Origin of the sequence: Streptomyces resistomycificus (assembly GCF_001514265.1) — a bacterium.
In the GTDB taxonomy this organism is placed as follows: domain Bacteria; phylum Actinomycetota; class Actinomycetes; order Streptomycetales; family Streptomycetaceae; genus Streptomyces; species Streptomyces resistomycificus.
In genome coordinates this window covers 236,589-253,382 of record NZ_KQ948993.1, presented here as the reverse complement: position 1 = coordinate 253,382, position 16,794 = coordinate 236,589, and the positions used below count along the sequence as shown (strand labels likewise).

General features: G+C 70.8%; 13 protein-coding genes and 1 pseudogene. 5 read left to right on the top strand and 9 right to left on the bottom strand.

The features are described from left to right. The first annotated feature begins 497 nt into the window (after positions 1-497). The 4 genes from AQJ84_RS22375 (at position 498) to AQJ84_RS22360 (ending at position 5,028) form a co-directional block, all read left to right on the top strand. Positions 498-1,535: a LacI family DNA-binding transcriptional regulator gene (locus AQJ84_RS22375; RefSeq protein ID WP_030044649.1), complete on the top strand. Its 1,038-nt coding sequence runs from the start codon at positions 498-500 to the stop codon at positions 1,533-1,535. A gap of 449 nt (positions 1,536-1,984) precedes the next feature. After that, complete coding sequence (locus tag AQJ84_RS22370; protein ID WP_030044648.1) at positions 1,985-3,076, top strand: sugar ABC transporter substrate-binding protein; 1,092 nt, start codon at positions 1,985-1,987, stop codon at positions 3,074-3,076. A 96-nt stretch (positions 3,077-3,172) separates the two neighbouring features. Beyond that, positions 3,173-4,234, top strand: coding sequence for an ABC transporter permease (locus AQJ84_RS22365; RefSeq protein WP_030044647.1), 1,062 nt, complete (start codon positions 3,173-3,175; stop codon positions 4,232-4,234). Between the two features lie 2 nt (positions 4,235-4,236). Next, on the top strand, positions 4,237-5,028 hold the full coding sequence (locus AQJ84_RS22360; RefSeq protein WP_030044646.1) for an ATP-binding cassette domain-containing protein: 792 nt from the start codon (positions 4,237-4,239) through the stop codon (positions 5,026-5,028). A 1,244-nt stretch (positions 5,029-6,272) separates the two neighbouring features. Here AQJ84_RS22360 and egtD read toward each other — a convergent pair. The 5 genes and pseudogenes from egtD to egtA form a co-directional block, all read right to left on the bottom strand. Then, on the bottom strand, positions 6,273-7,253 hold the full coding sequence (gene egtD / locus AQJ84_RS22355) for an L-histidine N(alpha)-methyltransferase (RefSeq protein ID WP_030044645.1): 981 nt from the start codon (positions 7,251-7,253) through the stop codon (positions 6,273-6,275). Positions 7,254-7,498: 245 nt separating this feature from the next. Further along, positions 7,499-8,137, bottom strand: a pseudogene (locus AQJ84_RS22350) (L-histidine N(alpha)-methyltransferase); the annotation flags it as partial. Then, a complete protein-coding gene (egtC, locus tag AQJ84_RS22345) occupies positions 8,134-8,961 on the bottom strand; it encodes an ergothioneine biosynthesis protein EgtC (RefSeq protein WP_053191780.1) in 828 nt (275 codons plus the stop codon). The gene egtC and the pseudogene AQJ84_RS22350, both read right to left, overlap by 4 nt. After that, positions 8,961-10,307 (bottom strand): ergothioneine biosynthesis protein EgtB, encoded by a 1,347-nt coding sequence (gene egtB / locus AQJ84_RS22340; RefSeq protein WP_030044643.1) that lies wholly within the window; start codon positions 10,305-10,307, stop codon positions 8,961-8,963. Before egtB ends, egtC begins: the two co-directional genes overlap by 1 nt. After that, positions 10,304-11,641 (bottom strand): ergothioneine biosynthesis glutamate--cysteine ligase EgtA, encoded by a 1,338-nt coding sequence (gene egtA, locus AQJ84_RS22335; protein ID WP_030044642.1) that lies wholly within the window; start codon positions 11,639-11,641, stop codon positions 10,304-10,306. The genes egtB and egtA overlap by 4 nt, the downstream gene beginning before the upstream one ends. Before the next feature lie 289 nt (positions 11,642-11,930). On the opposite strand from egtA, the gene AQJ84_RS22330 reads away from it, so the two are divergent. Beyond that, the gene (locus AQJ84_RS22330; RefSeq protein WP_030044641.1) at positions 11,931-12,755 is read left to right on the top strand and encodes a TIGR02452 family protein; all 825 of its coding nucleotides are present in this window, start codon (positions 11,931-11,933) and stop codon (positions 12,753-12,755) included. A gap of 54 nt (positions 12,756-12,809) precedes the next feature. On the opposite strand, the gene AQJ84_RS22325 is transcribed toward AQJ84_RS22330, so the two are convergent. From AQJ84_RS22325 to AQJ84_RS22310, 4 genes are all read right to left on the bottom strand, one after another. Then, positions 12,810-13,256: a type II toxin-antitoxin system PemK/MazF family toxin gene (locus AQJ84_RS22325; RefSeq protein WP_030044640.1), complete on the bottom strand. Its 447-nt coding sequence runs from the start codon at positions 13,254-13,256 to the stop codon at positions 12,810-12,812. 76 nt (positions 13,257-13,332) lie between these two features. Further along, positions 13,333-14,820, bottom strand: coding sequence for a flotillin family protein (locus AQJ84_RS22320; protein ID WP_053191782.1), 1,488 nt, complete (start codon positions 14,818-14,820; stop codon positions 13,333-13,335). 135 nt (positions 14,821-14,955) lie between these two features. After that, positions 14,956-15,174 (bottom strand): hypothetical protein, encoded by a 219-nt coding sequence (locus AQJ84_RS22315; protein WP_030044637.1) that lies wholly within the window; start codon positions 15,172-15,174, stop codon positions 14,956-14,958. Positions 15,175-15,200: 26 nt separating this feature from the next. Beyond that, positions 15,201-16,625 carry an amidase gene (locus AQJ84_RS22310; RefSeq protein ID WP_053191784.1) on the bottom strand — a complete coding sequence of 475 codons (1,425 nt, stop codon included), beginning with the start codon at positions 16,623-16,625 and terminating at the stop codon, positions 15,201-15,203. Between the last annotated feature and the right edge of the window lie 169 nt (positions 16,626-16,794).

The window sequence follows — 16,794 nt, the reverse complement described above, 5'->3', positions numbered from 1 at the left end:
CCGCCCAGCCGGACGACCCGCCAGCGACGCGGAGCGCACACCGCCACCGCGACACCCAGCACGACGGGCCACAGCATCGCCCCGCCGCCATCGGCTGTTCGCCGTCGAACGGAAACAGCAGCGTGATCGCCCTGACGACCAGGAACGGCGGAACCGTGAGCACGGCGGCCCGCCGCCAGTCGCGGACCTGAGCGTAGGCCGCACCCGCGACGACCAGGAACAGCCCGGCCACCGGGCTGGAATTCTTCGCCGTCGCCCTGCCGTCGACATCAGCCGTCGGCCGAAGTGAGTGCAGGGGGCTGCTGGAGGCAGGGGCTTCGCGAGGTCGCGTCGACGAGGGCGACGGGCAAGCCCTCCTGGGTCTGAAAGCCCAATGCTCCTACGGAATGATCCCACGATGTGATCAGCGAACTGCTTAAAGCGATTTAAACGCTGTTACTATCAGCGGCCGCGCAGGGGCATGCCAAGGGTGTTGCCGTAAAGCGACGGGAGACCAAATGGACGACCTCAACCCCGCTGACCCGGCAGGTGGCGACGGTGCGACTCCGCGTCCCCGGCTGGAGGATGTCGCCGCGCGCGTCGGCCTGTCCACGGCGTCGGTGTCCCTGGTGCTGCGCAACGCGGCCGGCCCCAGCGAGCGCACCCGCCGGCGCGTCCTGAGGGCCGCCGCCGACCTCGGCTACCGCCCCGACCGTACGGCCAGCGCCCTGGCCAGCAGACGCAGCCGGCTGCTCGGTGTCGTGGTCGACATCCACAGTCCCTTCCACGCGGAACTGGTCGAGCACCTGCACGGGGCCGCCGAGGAGGTCGGCTACGCCCTCGTCCTGAGCGCCCTGACCCGCACCCGCGCCGAGGGCACGGCTGTCGAGACGCTGCTGGCCTTCCGTTGCGAGGCGCTGATCCTCCTCGGCTCGGTGTCACCCGCCCCCGTGCTCGCGGCGCTCGGCCGCCAGGCGCCCGTCATCTCCGTCGGGAGCCGGACGGCCGAGGCCGATCTCGATGTCGTACGGACCGCCGACGACGACGGGGTCGGACAGATCGTCGACCACTTGGCGGGCCTGGGGCACCGGTCCATCGCCTACGTCGAGGGCGGCGTGGGTGTCATCGCCACCGACCGCAGCCGCGGCTACCGGGACGCCATGCGCCGCCACGGGCTCGACGAGCACATCAGGGTGCTGCACGGCGACCGCACCGAGGCGGCGGGCGAGCGGGCCGGTCGCCAGCTCCTGGGCGGAGGGGATCTTCCGACCGCCGTCGTCGCCTACAACGACCAGTGCGCCATCGGTCTGCTCACCGCCCTGCGGCGGGCGGGAGTCGAGGTCCCCGGCGCCGTCTCCGTCGTCGGCTACGACGATGACGCCCTGTCCCGGCTGGCCTGCTTCGACCTGACCACCGTGAGCCAGAACGCCGAGGAGCAGGCGCGGCAGGCGGTGGCCGCGGCCATGGAACGCCTGGAGCGCGGCCGCACCGAGCCTCGCGAGATCGTCCTCGCGCCCACTCTCGTCGTGCGCGGGACGACGGCCCTGGCGCGCTGACCGCCGCAGGGACGCGGGGCGCGCGTGGCCGAGCTGTGTATTTCGGAGCGAACCCTTGACACCTTCCCGAAACGCAAGCATGCTCTGCCGCACCGCTTAAAGCGATTTAAAGACATTGCGGAACGAATGGCTCCCCATTGCCGCAAGCGGTTTCCGGGGCACGCCCGGAAAGTTATTCCGGCGTAACAATTCGGGCCGCACAGCAGGCCCGCCGCACGGACGGCCGACGGCACCTGCCGCACAGCAGGCCCGCCGCACGGACGGCCGACGGCACCACCGACCCCGCCCCACCCGTTGCCGAGGGTGCCCCGTCCCCGGGGCGCGGCCCACCTCCCCTGCCCGGCCGCGCCCCGGCACGTCCGTCGACGTACCGCATCACCACCGCACCGACACTGTCGGCGCCACGCTCCCCACGCCACCTTGGCATCGCACGAAGGAGTACCCAGCACATGGAACGCAAGCAGTCCGGCAGACCGCTCGGTCGCCGCCTCTCCGGAAGAACCATGACAGCGGTGAGCCTGCTCGCACTGACGGCGGCCGCGCTGACCGGATGCGCCAGCGGCAAGGCCACCGGCGGCGACGCGGATCAGGCGACGGCGTCGGCCGGGGGCGGGACGGCGTCCGGCACCAAGAGCAGTGGCAAGAACAACATCTACGTCATCGGCGGAAAGTCCGACGACCCGTTCTGGTCCACCGTCAAGCGCGGTGTCGACGACGCCGCCAAGCTTGTGAAGTCCGGTGGTGGCAGCGTCACTTACCTCGGCCCGCAGAACTACGACAACCTCGGCCCGGACGTCGCCAAGCTGACGCTGACGGCCATCTCGCAGAACCCGTCGGCGATCCTGGTCCCGGACTGGGTGCCCGAGAACCAGGATGCCGCCATCAAGCAGGCCGTGACCAAGGGCATCCTGGTGCTCACGTACAACGCTGGCGGCACCGAGGCGGCCGAGAACGTCGGCGCCGTGAAGTACGTCGGGTCGGACGACTACGAGGCGGGCAAGGCCGGCGGCGCCAAGTTCGCCGAAGAGGGCGCCAAGAACGTCCTGTGCGTCAACACTGTGCCCGGCTCGGCCAACCAGGAGGCCCGCTGCAAGGGCATCAAGGACGGCGCCGTCAGCAAGGGCGCCTCGTCCAGGCAACTCCCGCTGCCCTCCTCGAACTTCGGCAACCCGTCCGCGGTCACCCAGGCCATCAAGGGCGCGTTGCTGAAGGACTCCAGCATCGACGCCGTGGTCACCATCGGTGTGGCGGACGCGGACAGCGCCGCCTCCGCGATCAAGCAGGCCAAGGCCGGCGACAAGGTGAAGCTCGGCACCTTCGACCTCTCGCAGAGCCAGCTGGACCGGATCAAGGACGGCTCCCAGCTCTTCGCCATCGACCAACAGCCCTACCTCCAGGGCTTCTACGTCGTCTCGATCGCCGACCAGTACCTGTCCTACGGCGTCCTCCCGCCGCAGAATCCGATCCTGACCGGACCGCTGCTGGTCACCAAGGACAACGTCGCCGCGGCGATCGCCGGTACCAAGGCCGGCGTGCGCTGATCCGCCCGCAGGTGCCGGGCTCTGCGCGGGCCCGGCACCACTCCTTGAGTTCCTCCCTCGCACCGCATCCTGATCCACGAAGGTGACACCACTCCGATGACAACCTCAACTCCCGACACGACGGCCGAGAAAGAGACCGCCGCCGCACCCCCGAAGCAGACCGAGAGCCCGCTGGGGCAGCTGCGCCATCGTCCCGAGGTCGGCGCGCTCATCGGAACGATCAGCGTCTTCGTCTTCTTCGCGATCTTCGGCGGCGAGAAGTTCCTCGCCACCGGCGGCGCGGCGAGCTGGCTCAACATCGCCGCGGAACTCGGCATCATCGCCATCCCGGTCGGCCTGCTGATGATCGCCGGCGAACTCGACGTCTCCGTGGGCTCGGTACTGGCCGGCAGTTCCATGACGCTGGCCATCGTCTCCGGGTACTGGGGCGCCCCGATGATCGTCGGCATCCTGTGCGCACTCGGCCTCGGCCTGCTGACCGGCCTGCTCAACGGCATCCTCGTCACCCGCACCAACGTGCACTCCCTGGTCGTCACGCTGGCCACGCTGTCCGGCCTGGCCGGGCTCACCCTCGGCCTGTCCCGGGTCACGACCGGCACCACCAGCGTGCCGGTCAGCCCCGACCCGCTGTCGAAGGCGCTGTTCGGGAAGCTGATCGCCGGGCAGTTCGAGGTCGCGATCTTCTGGTGGCTGGGTCTGGCCGCGGTGGTCACCGTGGTGCTGCAGGGGATGAAGTACGGCAACTGGATCTTCGCCATCGGCGGTGACAAGGAGAGCGCCCGCGCCACCGGCATCCCGGTGAACAGGGTGAAGATCGCCCTGTACATGGCCAGCGGCTTCGGTGCCGCCCTGGTCGGGGTGATCCAGACGATCCTCTACAACGGCGCCCAGGTCGCCAACGGCCAGTCCTTCGTCTTCAACTCCATCATCGCCGTGGTCATCGGCGGTGTGCTGCTCACCGGCGGCTACGGCTCCGTGGTCGGCGTCGTGCTGGGCACCCTGACGTTCGCCATCGTCAACCAGGGCATCTACTACACCGGTTGGAACTCCGACTGGGCCAGCCTGATCCTCGGCATCCTCATCCTCGCCGCGGTCCTGATGAACAACACCTTCCGCCGCCTCGCCCTGTCCTACAAGCCCCGCACGAAGAAGGCCTGATCATGACCGCACCCCTCCTTCGCCTGGACGGCGTCAGCAAGTCCTTCCTCGGCACCAACGCGCTGCAGGACATCTCCCTCGAAGTGCACGCCGGGAAGGTGCTGTGCCTGCTCGGCGACAACGGCGCAGGCAAGTCCACCCTGATCAAGATCCTCGCCGGCTTCCACAAGCCGACCACCGGCACCATCGAGATCAACGGCGCCCCGGTCGTCTTCGACAGTCCCCGGGACGCCAGCTCCCGGGGCATCGCCACCGTCCACCAGTTCGGCGGCACCTTCCCGCTCATGGGCGTCGGCCGCTGCTTCTTCGTCGGTGCCGAACCCACCAAGGGCTTCGGCCCGTTCAGGCTGTTCGACAAGAAGCTGGCCGGTGAGATCGCGGTCCGGGAGATGCAGTCCCTCGGCATCACCCGGGTCACCGACGGCAGCCGCCTGGTGGGCAGCCTGTCCGGCGGTGAGCGCCAGGCCCTCGCCATCGCGCGGGCCGTCTACTTCGGCGCCAACATCCTCATCCTCGACGAACCCACCGCCGCGCTCGGCGTCAAGGAGGCCGCCCACGTCCTGCGGATCGTCATGCAGGCCCGCGCCAAGGGCGTCGCAGTCATCCTCGTCACCCACAACGTGCGCCACGCGATGATGGTCGGCGATCACTTCGCCGTCCTCATCCGCGGCCAGAAGGCCGACGACTTCCGCAAGGGCGAGCGCACCCGCGAGGAGATCACCGACCTCATGGCCGGCGGCGAGGCCATGGCCGACCTGGAAGCCGAACTGGCCCAGCTCCAGGCCGACGCCTGACCACCCCGGCCGTCCCTGCGCGGGGCGTCGTCTCCGTCGAAGTCCGGTGGCGACGCCCCGCCGTCCCCTGACCGAAGCCGATCCACGGCGCCGAGCAGGCCGCCGACGACCTGGACAGCTGTGTACGGGTTCCCGACGGGTGTGCCGTTGGCGTTCACGGCGCTCGGGACCACAGCGGACAGGACAGCGCGGACGGGCACGAGCGTGCTCGGAGCGGCGCGTGGAGGCCGTGTGCCGTGAGGCGACGTGGACGGTATCCGTACAGCTCAGGGCGGGCTTCTCCGGTCAATTCGGTCGCGCACGGCGACAGCGTCACCCACGGCCGTGCCCATGAGTTGCTCGAACTCGTTGCGAGTGAGGTAAAAAGCGGGTTGTTCCAGGGCTGGCCGCAAGAGGTGCGTAGGCAGTCTCGAGCCCGGTCGAGTGAAGGGAGGGCGACCCCGGGTGGTAACTAGAGTTCCGACCTCCGGAGACAGGCTGCCGTATGGTGCGTTCCGCAGGAGCCTGCACAGCGAAGTCATGTCTTGGTAGCAGGCGCCCGCGGCAGTCATTGTCCTCCGGATGGTTACGTATTGCCCAAGATGCCGTTCGCGCAGGGACGACAGCGAATCCAATGGTTCGCCCAATGAGTCCAGGAAAGCCAGGAAGCGCCGTACGGTGGAGAAGTAAGCCTGAGCCGTGGGCAGTGCGCCTACCGATTTCAGCACCCCGGCCAGGCCCTTAGCCATCTCCAAGTGCAGGTCGGGGCACGGTAGTTCGGCCAGCCTGAAGGTGTGCGTCCGGCCGTCAGTGGCCCGGAAGGCAACCGCCGTCGGAGACACGGTGGGAGGTTGGGGTGGTTCACTGCCGTCAGAGAAGAGCGCATTGCATGGGCAACACCTTTCGTGCGGCAATCACGCACAGAGGAGCCCCCGCCGTCAACCAGGGGGCCGGGCAAGGACCGGATCCGATTTAAGGATCATTCGAAGGTCTGCCCCGTTGTCCCGGAAATCCCCATACGGGTGACCCCCTGACGCCGCGTTCGAAGATGAATTCGAACGACGGGTTGCCGCACTCGTGCGTAGTTGGCGGTGAGGAACTGCGTCATGCGTCGATCATCGCCCACCGAATGGCAGGATCCTGCCGGTCGATGTGGCCGTTGGAGCTGGGGTCGCGAGCACGCGTCGCTTACCAGCAGTCGCTGCTCTGCTGTCCCGTCAGCAGAGCAGCGATCTGGATTCATAGAGAATCGTGCACCAGCTTGTTCAGTGAGCGGTGACGAGAATGAGTGCAAAGCCGGCGTTGGTGTCGGCCCAGAGCTGATTCGTACGGAGACCCGCCCCAGTCATTTCTTCCTGGAGTCCGTCCTGCGTGAATTTCGCGCTCCGCTCGGTGATCCATTCTTCTCCGCGTGCGAAGTGCACTGCCAGGTCGAGGTCTCGAATCTTGACGAGCTGTTCAGCTCGGCTGCGCAGCCGCATTTCGATGTGGCTTTCCGTGCTGTTCCACACCGATACGTGGTCGAAGGTGTCCGGGTCGAAGTCGGCGTTCAGTTCGCGGTTCAAGACGTGCAACAGATTTTTGTCGAACGCAGCCGTGACGCCTTGAGCGTCATCGTAGGCGGCAGTCATTTCCTGCTCGGTCTTGACCAGGTCGGCGCCGATCAGAAGGAAGTCCTCGGGACGCATGATGTCTCGGAGCCCGCGGAGGAACGGGCCACGGGCGGGTCGCCGGAAATTCCCAAGCGTGCTGCCGAGGAAGGCGATGAGGCGTGGGCCGTCCTCGGGCAGCGTCGGTAGGACGAGGGAAGCCGTGAAGTCGGCGCGGAGGGCGTGCAGACGGATCCCCGGGTAGTCCTGGACGAGTTGGGCGCTGGCCTGATGGAGGGCGTCCGCGCTGACGTCGACAGGGACGTAGTGCAGCCCGACCGGATCCAGTGCCTCGATGATCAGCTTGGACTTCGTTGAGCTCCCGGACCCGAGCTCGACAAGGCTGCGGGCGCCGGTCCGCACGGCGATGTCCTGGGCATGGAGTTGGAGCAATCCCAGTTCGGCTCGCCACAAGGGGTATTCCGGCAACTGGGTGATCTCCTCGAAGAGCTCGCTGCCCCGGGCGTCGTAGAACCACGTGGGTGCCGTGGACTTCGGGGTGCGGGTCAGCCCGTCGCTGATGTCGGCGCGAAGTGCTTTGGCGTAGTGCTCGGCCTCGAGAGTGTCGGTGTAGCCATAGGCCCGGTTGTCGGTCATGCGTGCCTCTCTTCGGTCGACGCCACATCGGCGGAGTGCCGGGATCGCAGTTTCCTTGTCGAACGCGCCACGCCGGCAGCAGCGGGCACCCTTCCCATCGCCGGGCCGCTGGGTGCCCGGGATGACCGACGGGGCCGGGAAGCAGGCCGAGTTCTTCCCTTGCTGATCCGGCTTCTCTGCCTGGGCTTGGGCACGCGAGTGGGCCTTGCGGTGCGGACAACGGACAGGATGAACGACCCACATAGCGCGGCCGTCACCCCGGACGCGTCGTCGTACGCCCGCACCAGGACCTCCTCGTCCTTGACCAGGTCGGTGCCGAGCAGCAGCGCGTCACCGGGGGAGAGCAGGGCGCGGACGGCCGCGAGGAACGCGGCCCGTTCGGCCGGCAGCAGATTGCCGATGGTGCCGCCGAGGAACGCCACCAGCCGGGGCCCGGGGGTGTCCGGCAGCGCCAGCCGTGCGGTGAAGTCGGCGATGAGGGCGTGGACCTCGAGGCCGGGCCGCTCGGCGATGAGCGCGTGCCCGGCCTGGGTGAGCGCGCTCTCGCTGACGTCGACCGGGACGTAGGTGTGCAGAGCGGTCAGGGCGTCGATGAGGTGGCGGGTCTTCTCCGGAGAGCCCGAGCCCAGTTCGACCAGGGTGCGGGCGCGGGTCGCCGCGGCGATCTCCCCGGAGCGGGCGACCAGGCTCTCCCGCTCGGCGCGCGTCGGGTAGTACTCGGACAACTCAGTGATCTGCTCGAACAGTTCACTGCCGTGGGCGTCGTAGAACCACTTCGGCGGCAGGGTCTTCGGGGTGTGCGTCAACCCTTGCAGGACGTCGGCGCGCAGGGCGGCGTCCGTGGCGTCCTCGGGCAGGGTGCGGGTGAGAAGGAACGGACTCACGTGCTGGGCTCCTTCGGTGCCGGGTCTCCCTCCGCGCGAGCGGAGCCGGGAGTTGGGGTGTGCGCCAGGGCGTCGCTCGGGTCCTTGAGCGGGGTGAGCAGCACGTCCGTGCGGCTCGCCGCGAGCAGGGTGCGGTCGGGGACCTCCTGCCAGTGCGGGTCGTCGTCGTAGGGCTCGGAGGCCACGACGGTGCGGCGGCCGGGCTCGGCGAGGTACCAGAGGGTGTCGCCCCAGGCCGTCGCCATGACGGTCTCGCCGTTGGTGAGCAGCAGGTTGAGCCGGGAGGCGGGAGCCGCCGCGGCCACGTCGAGGACCGTGTCGGCCAGGGCCTGCCCCTCCTCGTCGCCCCCGCGCAGCCGGGCCAGCACCAGCGCCCACACGAGCGCCGAGTCGTTGCGGGCCTCCAGCGACAACAGGTCGGCCGCGGGCAGGGTCTCGGCGAGGGGCGCGAGGGACCGCGGCCAGCCCGCCACGGCGCCGTTGTGGCTGAACAGCCACGGGCCGGCCGCGAAAGGCGCCGCCGCGGCCTCCGCGTCCGCGCCCGCCAGGGTCGCGTCCCGCACCGCGGCGAGCACCGCGCCCGAGCGCACGACCCGCGCCAGGTCGGCGAGCGACTGGTCGGCCCAGATGGGCCCGGCCCGGCGGTACCGGGCAGGCACGGGATCACCGTCCGCGTACCAACCGACGCCGAAACCGTCGGCGTTGACGGTCCCGTACCGCTGCCGCCGGGGGGCCCACGACTGCCGGTACAGACTGTGCGCGGGCTCGATCAGGAGGTCGCCGAGCCGCTCCGGAGGGCCCAGGTAGGCCAGGTGACGGCACATCAGACGGCCTCCGAGCGGGCCGTGCGGAACCCGGAGAAGATCTGCCGCCGGATCGGGTAGTCCCAGTTGCGGAACGTCCCCCGGCAGGCCACCGCGTCCACGGCGAACGAGCCGCCGCGCAGCACCTTGTGGTCGGGGCCGAAGAACACCTCCGAGTACTCCTTGTACGGGAACGCCTGGAACCCCGGGTACGGCAGGAAGTCGCTCGCCGTCCACTCCCACACGTCGCCGATCAACTGTCGTACACCCAACGGGGATTGGCCCTCCGGGTAGCTTCCCGCAGGTGCCGGTTGAAGGTGTCGCTGGCCCAGGTTGGCGTGCTCGGGCGCCGGGTCGGCGTCACCCCACGGGTAACGCGTTGAGCGGTCGCCCACCGGGTCGTGGCGGGCCGCCTTCTCCCACTCGGCCTCCGTGGGCAGCCGGCGCCCGGCCCAGCGGGCGTAGGCGTCGGCCTCGTACCAGCACACGTGCACCACCGGCTCGTCGGACGGTACGACCTCGGTGACGCCGAAGCGGCGCCGCAGCCACTGCTTTCCGTCCCGGCGCCAGAACAGCGGGGCGTGGATGGAGTGTTGGCGGATGTGATCCCAGCCCGCCGGGGTCCACCAGCGTTCGTCGTCGTAGCCGCCGTCCTCGATGAACCTCTGGTAGGCGCCGTTGGTCACGGGGGTGGTGTCGATGTAGAAGGGCGCCACCTCGCGCCGGTGGGCGGGCCGTTCGTTGTCCAGCGCCCAGGCTTCGGTCGAGGTGCCCATCGTGAACGGACCGCCGGGGAGCAGGACTTCGGCCGGACCGGTGAACAGCGGCACCGGTTCGGGATCCGGCGCGGTCAGGGCCTGCGGGCCCTTGCGGAGCTGATGGGTGATCAGCATCGTCTCGTCGTGCTGTTGTTCGTGCTGCGCGATCATCCCGAAGGCGAAGCCCGCCTCCGTCAGCCGCGTCCCGTGGAACGCCGTGCGCTCCAGTACGTCCATCACCCGGCCGCGTACGTCCGCCGCGTACGCGCGTGCCTCGGCGGGCGCCAGCAGGGGCAGGGAGGGCCGCTCCGAACGCGGGTGCTCGAAGGCGTCGTAGAGGCTGTCGATCTCGGGCCGTATCGCCTCCTGCCCGGCGACGGCCCGCAGCAGCCACTGCTCCTCCTGGTTGCCGATGTGCGCGAGGTCCCACACCAGCGGCGACATGAGCGGCGAGTGCTGTGCGGTGAGGTCCGGTCCCTCCACGCAGCTGGTCAGCAGCGTCGTACGGTCCCGCGCGGTGGTCAGGGTGGTCAGCGCCCGGTCGCGGAACGCGTCGACGTCGACGGCGTCGCCGACGTCGGCAGCGGTGTCGAGAGCGGGGTCGCTCATGTGCGGAGGTCCTTCCCGTGGGCGGTGTGGGCGCTCCCGGTCGACCCGGGCCGAGACGCGGAGAGGCTCATGTCGTGCAGGCGTTCGAGCAGATCGTCGGCGGGGCAGCGGCCGGGGACCACGTAGCGGTCCCGGTACTCCGTGACGGCGGCCGTGACCTCGGCGGTGGCACCGAGCCGGGGCAGGGCCTCCAGGGCCACCCCGAAGCACGCGACGGCCGCCTCGTGCAGCTCGGGGTCGGTCAGGCCGCGTCGGGCCGCGTCGGTCCACAGCGGATTGTGCGGCGCGGGCAGTGCGTAGGCCCGTTCGGCCAGCGGCTTGACGATCCGGTATGCGGTCTCGGCGGCCTCCGGGTCGTCGAAGAGCGCCGTCGTCACCGCCAGCGGCACGATCCAGCCGTCGTCGCCGGGCTGGGCGTCGATCATGCGCAGCTCGAGGTGGCCCCGCGGTCTGATCGGCGGGAACAGCGTCGTGACGTGATAGTCGAGATCCTCCCTGGTCGGTGGCCTCGGCACCCCCGACCTGGTCCACTCCCGGAACGTCAGCCCCTCGGGCACGTCCCACGGGCCGCCGTCCCGCCGTACGCACATCACCGGGGCGTCCAGCACGTGCCGGGCCCAGGCGGTGCGCGGATCCACGTCCATCGGGGGAGCTCCGGCGCGGCCGGCGCCTATCTCCATCCACAGCAGCTGCCGGGAGGAGCGCCAGCCGGTGGGCCTGCGTCCGGCCACCGGAGAGTTCGCGAACGCGGCCACCAGGACCGCGCCCAGCTGGTGCGCCAGCCACCAGCGTCGCCCGAGACCCAGCGGGCCGGGCTCCTCGTGACCGGCGTCCAGGCAGACCTGGACGGAGGCGGAGGTGCACATCATGGCCCGGCCGGCCGGGCCGGTGCGGTCGAGGCAGGTCTCCATGGCGTCGTACCGGGGCTCCCGCAGGAACCTGCGGGGCGGGTGCCAGGGGTCCTGGCCGACGCCGACGAGGGCGAGGTCGTCCTCGGCGAGCACCGCGCGGACGGCGGCGAGGTCGGCGGAGACGGTACCGATGCACTCCATCAGGGAGGCGGCGGGCGGCGAGCTCAGTTCCAGCTGGCCGCCGGGCTCGACGGTGAGCGCCGACCTCAGGGGCACGGTACGCAGTGCGGCGTAGGCCGCTTCGAGTCGTTCGGGTGTCACGGGGAGCTGCTCGGCGCGCAGCTCGTGGACGAGCCATTCCACCTCGACCCCTACGGTGCGGGGCGGGCCGGTCTTGAAGCAGATGCCCCGGACCAGGGCCTCCACCTCGGCTTCGGTGACCGCGGAGCGGGGCTCCGTACAGCCACTGTGTGTATCGGACATGTCGGGATCCTCCTGAGATTCCACCATGTCACCGGCCCGGGTTCTGGTGGGTCGGGCCGATGTCACTCGTCCCACCCAAGACCCTCCCGTCCGTTCGCACAAGGGTGCACATCGGCGCAATCGGGGCCGAGGATGTGTGTTTCCGGGGTGTTCTCGAGAAGTTCGACGGACGCCTCCGGGGCCGGAAAACTCTGTTGCACGGCCTCTCCAGAATCGCTCAGGATGCGTGTATGAGCACGACGGGGGAGTCCGCGCGGCGCGCGGTCATGGGGCGTACGGGGGTCGCACCATGAGCGCGCGTCTGCGCGGCATCGCGCAGCAGACCGAAGAGATCGTCGCCGCGGGTGTCTACCGCGCGCGGGACGGCCGCGAGGTGTCCGTCGCCGCGGAGACGGACGCGGCGCGGGCGGGGACCCGCATGTACGGGCCGGAACCGGTGCCGGTGCCGCCGGTCGACCCGGTGAAGACGTTGTTCGAGGTGACGGGCGAGAGCAGCCTGGAGGCGGCCCGTCGGCTCACGGGTCCGGTGGCCGTCCTGAACTTCTCCTCGGCCCGCAATCCCGGCGGCGGCTACCTCAACGGCGCCCAGGCCCAGGAAGAGGCCCTGTGCCGGGCCTCCGCGCTGTACACGTGCCTGATCGGGGTCCGGGAGTTCTACGACCACCACCGCGCGCATCGCGACCCCTTCTACACCGACCGTGTCATCCACTCCCCGGCCGTTCCCGTCTTCCGCGACGACCGCGGCCGGCTCCTGGACGAGCCGTACACCGCGGGTTTCCTGACCGCGGCGGCGCCGAACGCCGGGGTGGTGCTGCGCACGGCTCCGGAGCGGGCCGCCGAGCTGCCGGGTGCCCTCGCCGCACGCGCCGGGCGGGTGCTGGAGACCGCCGTCGTCCACGGCTACCGACGGCTGGTCCTGGGCGCGTGGGGCTGCGGGGTGTTCCAGAACGACCCGGTCCAGGTCGCCGGCGCGTTCCGAGCGCTGCTCGGCCCCGGCGGCCGGTTCGCCGGGGCCTTCGAGCACGTGGTCTTCGGCGTCCTCGACCGGACGAAGGGTGCGGTGGTGCGGGAGGCCTTCGTCCGGGCGTTCCCGGAGCGGGAGCTTCAGCCTTAGCCGCCTGGTGGGTGTCAGCAGTCAGCTCCGGGCGCGGCGGCCGCCGGGTCCGGTTCAGCTCCAGCCGTAGCGTTCCCCCAGCCGGTGTCGGACGAGGTTGAACCGCATCCGGTCCAGGGCGCACGCCTCCCGGCGCATGCCGTCCTCGTGCAGCCGCAGCACGCGGTCCACGTCCACCCACGAGTCCCGGCCCGAGCGGTCCCAGGGACCGCTGCCGATCGGCACCCACTCCCGATCGCCGTGGTGCCGCTTGCTCGACAGCTGGACGGCCAGGAAGGTGCCGCCAGCCTCGCGGGCGACGACGAGAACCGGGCGGTCCTTGCCCCGGCCGTCGTTCTCCTCGAAGGGGACCCAGGTCCAGACGATCTCGCCGGGATCCGGGTCCCCGTCGTGCGCGGGCGAGTACTCCGTGCGTACCCGGCCTACCCTGCGGGTGTCGGCCTCGACGGTGGCGGAGGGGCCGAACCGGCCGGGGACGTTCTCATCGGTGGTCGCAGTCACGGGGCCAACGTTAGAACGCCCCGTCAAAGCCCGTGCCCTCGCCCTCCCCGGCACGTCGGCCCTCACCTTTCGCCGCTCACCCCCCGTCCTTGTCCACCGGCACCTTCCGCGCCGGGGGAGGGGTGACCCCGTTGAGGGACGAAGTCCCGTTCGGCACCTGACCGTTCTGGTTCATCGAGGCGAGCAGCTGGCGGGCCAGGCCGAGACCGGTGCCGCCCATGGTGAGCGCCTTGGCGAGCATGTCGGCCATGCCGTCGGCGCCGTTGAGCACCACCATGTTGTCCACGCTGCCGAACGCGGACGCGCCGGCCTTCACGATCTCCGGCCAGTTCTCCGCGAGTTGCTGGGCGACGACCGCTTCCTGGTTCTCGGCCAGGGCAGCGGCCCGTGCCTTTATGGCTTCCGCCTCCGCGAGCCCCTTGGCCTTGGCCGCCTCGGCCTCCGCGAGGCCCCTGGCCTGTGCCGCGGCGGCCTCCGCCTCACCGGTCGCGCGGGTGGCCGCCGCCATGGCGGTGCCGCGAGCCCTGGTGGCCTCGGCCTCCGCGCCCGCGGCCGTCTTGACCCGGGTCGCCTCGGCCGCGGCCGCGAGTTCCGTCTCCTTCGCCTTGGCCTGCGCTCCGGAGATCCGCGCGTCACGCTCCGCCTCGGCCAGGGTCCGCTTCTCGTACGCCTGCGCGTCCGCGGGCTTGCGGACGTCCGCCTGGAGTTGCTGCTCGCGCCGGTGCGCCTCGAGTTCGGCGACCCGCGTCTCCTGGACGACGACCTCCTGCCGGGCCGCGGCGTCGGCCAGCGGACCGGCCTGGCGGGCCTTCGCGCCCGCCTTGTCCCGCTCGGCCTGGTAGCCGGCCTGCAGGATCTCGCTGTCCCGGGTGGCCTCGGCCATGCGCGCGAACGACTGCTGCTCGGCCTCGGTGGCCAGCCGGTTCGCCTCGGCCTGCGCGATGCGCGCGTCCCTCTGGACGGCTGCCGCGTGCGGCATCGCCAGGTTCTGGATGTACCCGGTCGGGTCCTCGATCTCGTGGATCTGCAGCGAGTCCACGATCAGGCCCAGCTTCTCCATCTCCGTGCCGCAGGCCGCCCGGGTCTGCCCGGTGAGCTTCTCCCGGTCCCGGATCATCTCCTCGACCGTCAACCCGCCGACGATGGACCGCAGATGACCGGCGAAGACGTTGTGCACCCGCTCCGACATCAGCTTCTGCTGGTCGAGGAACCGGCGGCCCGCGTTGGCGATCGACACGAAGTCGTCGCCCACCTTGAAGATGACCACGCCCCGCACCTTGAGCGGAATGCCCTGGTGGGTCACGCAGTCCACATGCAGTTCGGTCTCGTTGAGGTCGAGCGACAGCTTGCGCACCGCCTGGACTCCGGGCAGCACGAGCGTGCCGCGCCCGGTGACGATACGGAAGCCCATGCCCGCCTCAAGGCCCTCCGTCTTGTGCTTGGAGCCGGAGATGATCAGTGCCTCGTTCGGTTCCGCGACACGCCACATCATCTTGAACAGACCGATCACGACGAGGACGGCGGCAACCGCCACCCCCGCAACGACGCCGACAACCATCGGCATACGCCCCCTTTGGATGGTGCCCTTTCGGCACCGAACGAAGGGAGTGTGCGCCCGTGCGAGGCCTTGGGTACAGACGCTTGCGCAGCCTTGTCGAAAGCTTGGTACAAACCCGGTCTCACCTGCGGGGCAGCGGGCTCAACTGTCGTACGCCGCCTGCACGTAGACCGTTCTCGGCGGCAGGTACTCCACCACCATGACCACCGTGCCCCGCTCGATGCGGTCAGTGCCGGAGGCGGGGTAGGCGAGGAAGTGCTCGGCGCCGCCGCGCACCCGGACGATCACCTCGCCGACCAGCCCGGGCCCGATCGTCCCGGTGACCCGTCCCATGAGCCCGACCATCGACGCGTCGTCCATGGTCACAGGGTACGGGCCGAACGCCGTTACGTGGCCGCGGAGTCCGTGACCGTGTGCTCCGGCGGCCGCGCCGAGTGCCAGCGCAGCTCCGCCTCCAACTGCGCCGCGAGGCAGATCAGCAGCGGCTCACTGTTGGCCGGTCCGAGCAACTGGGCGCCGACCGGCAGACCACCGCCCACGAAACCGGCCGGCACGTTCACCCCCGGCCACCCCAGCACGTTCCACGGCCAGGCGTACGGACAGGCCGCGATCATCGCGCGGTCGGTGGCCAGGCCGCCGAGGTTCAGCAGGGCGCCGACGCGTGGCGGGGGAGCGGCCGTCGTCGGCGCGAGGATCACGTCGTAGGACTCGAAGAACCGGCCGATACGACGGTGCAGGGCCGCCTCGGCGCGCCGGGCCACCCGCAGCGGCGGGCCGCCGAGCAGCCCGCCCAGCCGGGCGGCGTCACGGGTGCGGCGGTCGAGAAGGGCCGGGAAGGGCGCCTCGCGGACGCGCTCGGCGATACCTGCCGTGGCACGGGGGACGAAGGTGAGCCCGATCTGACCGTACGGCGGATCCGCCTCCTCGACCGTGTGGCCCAACCGCGCCAACTGTTCGGCGAGTTGGAGGATCCGGGCCCGTACCTCCGGCTGGAGTCGCGCGGGCAGCGCGGTGAACGGCGGCTTCAGGGAGAGCGCGATGCGCAGCCGGCCGGGGTCGCGGTGCACCGCCGCCGAGGCGTCGACGGCCGGTGGCCGGTGGGGGTCGCGTTCGTGGTTGCCGGCCGCCGCGTCCAGGAGGAGGGCCGCGTCGGCGACGGTGCGGGCCAGGGTGCCGTTGACCGTGATGCCCTGGAAGGACTCGCCGCGCGGCCACGTGGAGATCCGGCCGCGCTGCGGCTTGATGCCGATCAGATGGGTCCAGGAGGCGGGGATCCGCACCGAGCCGGCGCCGTCCGAGCCGAGCGCGGCCGGCACCAGACCGGCGGCGACGGCGGCCGCCGAACCGCCGGACGAGCCGCCCGGGGTGTGCTCCGTGCTCCACGGATTGCGGGTCGCGCCGAAGGCGGGCCCCTCGGTGAACGGCCACTGCCCGAACTCGCAGGTGTTGGTCTTGCCGACGATCACCGCCCCGGCCGCGCGCAGCCGCCGGACCGCCTCGCCGTCCTCGGCGACCGGCGGGAACTCGCCCCGGCAGCCGAACGCGGTGGGCTCGCCGGCCACGTCCATGTCGTCCTTGACGGCCACCGGCACCCCGAGCAGCGGCTTGCGCACCCCGGCCGCCAGCTCCTTGTCGGCGGCCTCCGCCTCGGCGAGCGCCGCCTCGGTCCGTACGATCCGGAAGGCGTTCAGCGAGGTCCGGGTGGCCTCGATCCGCGCCAGCGCCCGCTCCACCAGCGCACGGGACGTGACCTCGGCGGCGGCGAGCGCGCGGGCGGACTCCGCGAGGCCTGCGAAACGGTCGAGCGGCATGCGGGCACCTCCGGGACGACGTCGTCTACCGAACGGTAACGTCCGGCGGGGCGCCGCGGTACGGGATCTCGAACATCGCTGGCACCTGCGGCGCGTCGCCAGGCGGATCATCACGCGGCACAGCGTTCACACAGGCGTCATCGGGTCGTGTGCGAAGCATTGACGTGCG

Coding starts and splice junctions, on each gene's coding strand:
- AQJ84_RS22375 (WP_030044649.1), top strand. CDS start 498: ATGGACGACCTCAACCCCGCTGACCCGGCAGGTGGCGACGGTGCGACT.
- AQJ84_RS22370 (WP_030044648.1), top strand. CDS start 1,985: ATGGAACGCAAGCAGTCCGGCAGACCGCTCGGTCGCCGCCTCTCCGGA.
- AQJ84_RS22365 (WP_030044647.1), top strand. CDS start 3,173: ATGACAACCTCAACTCCCGACACGACGGCCGAGAAAGAGACCGCCGCC.
- AQJ84_RS22360 (WP_030044646.1), top strand. CDS start 4,237: ATGACCGCACCCCTCCTTCGCCTGGACGGCGTCAGCAAGTCCTTCCTC.
- egtD (WP_030044645.1), bottom strand. CDS start 7,253: ATGACCGACAACCGGGCCTATGGCTACACCGACACTCTCGAGGCCGAG.
- egtC (WP_053191780.1), bottom strand. CDS start 8,961: ATGTGCCGTCACCTGGCCTACCTGGGCCCTCCGGAGCGGCTCGGCGAC.
- egtB (WP_030044643.1), bottom strand. CDS start 10,307: ATGAGCGACCCCGCTCTCGACACCGCTGCCGACGTCGGCGACGCCGTC.
- egtA (WP_030044642.1), bottom strand. CDS start 11,641: ATGTCCGATACACACAGTGGCTGTACGGAGCCCCGCTCCGCGGTCACC.
- AQJ84_RS22330 (WP_030044641.1), top strand. CDS start 11,931: ATGAGCGCGCGTCTGCGCGGCATCGCGCAGCAGACCGAAGAGATCGTC.
- AQJ84_RS22320 (WP_053191782.1), bottom strand. CDS start 14,820: ATGCCGATGGTTGTCGGCGTCGTTGCGGGGGTGGCGGTTGCCGCCGTC.
- AQJ84_RS22315 (WP_030044637.1), bottom strand. CDS start 15,174: ATGGACGACGCGTCGATGGTCGGGCTCATGGGACGGGTCACCGGGACG.
- AQJ84_RS22310 (WP_053191784.1), bottom strand. CDS start 16,625: ATGCCGCTCGACCGTTTCGCAGGCCTCGCGGAGTCCGCCCGCGCGCTC.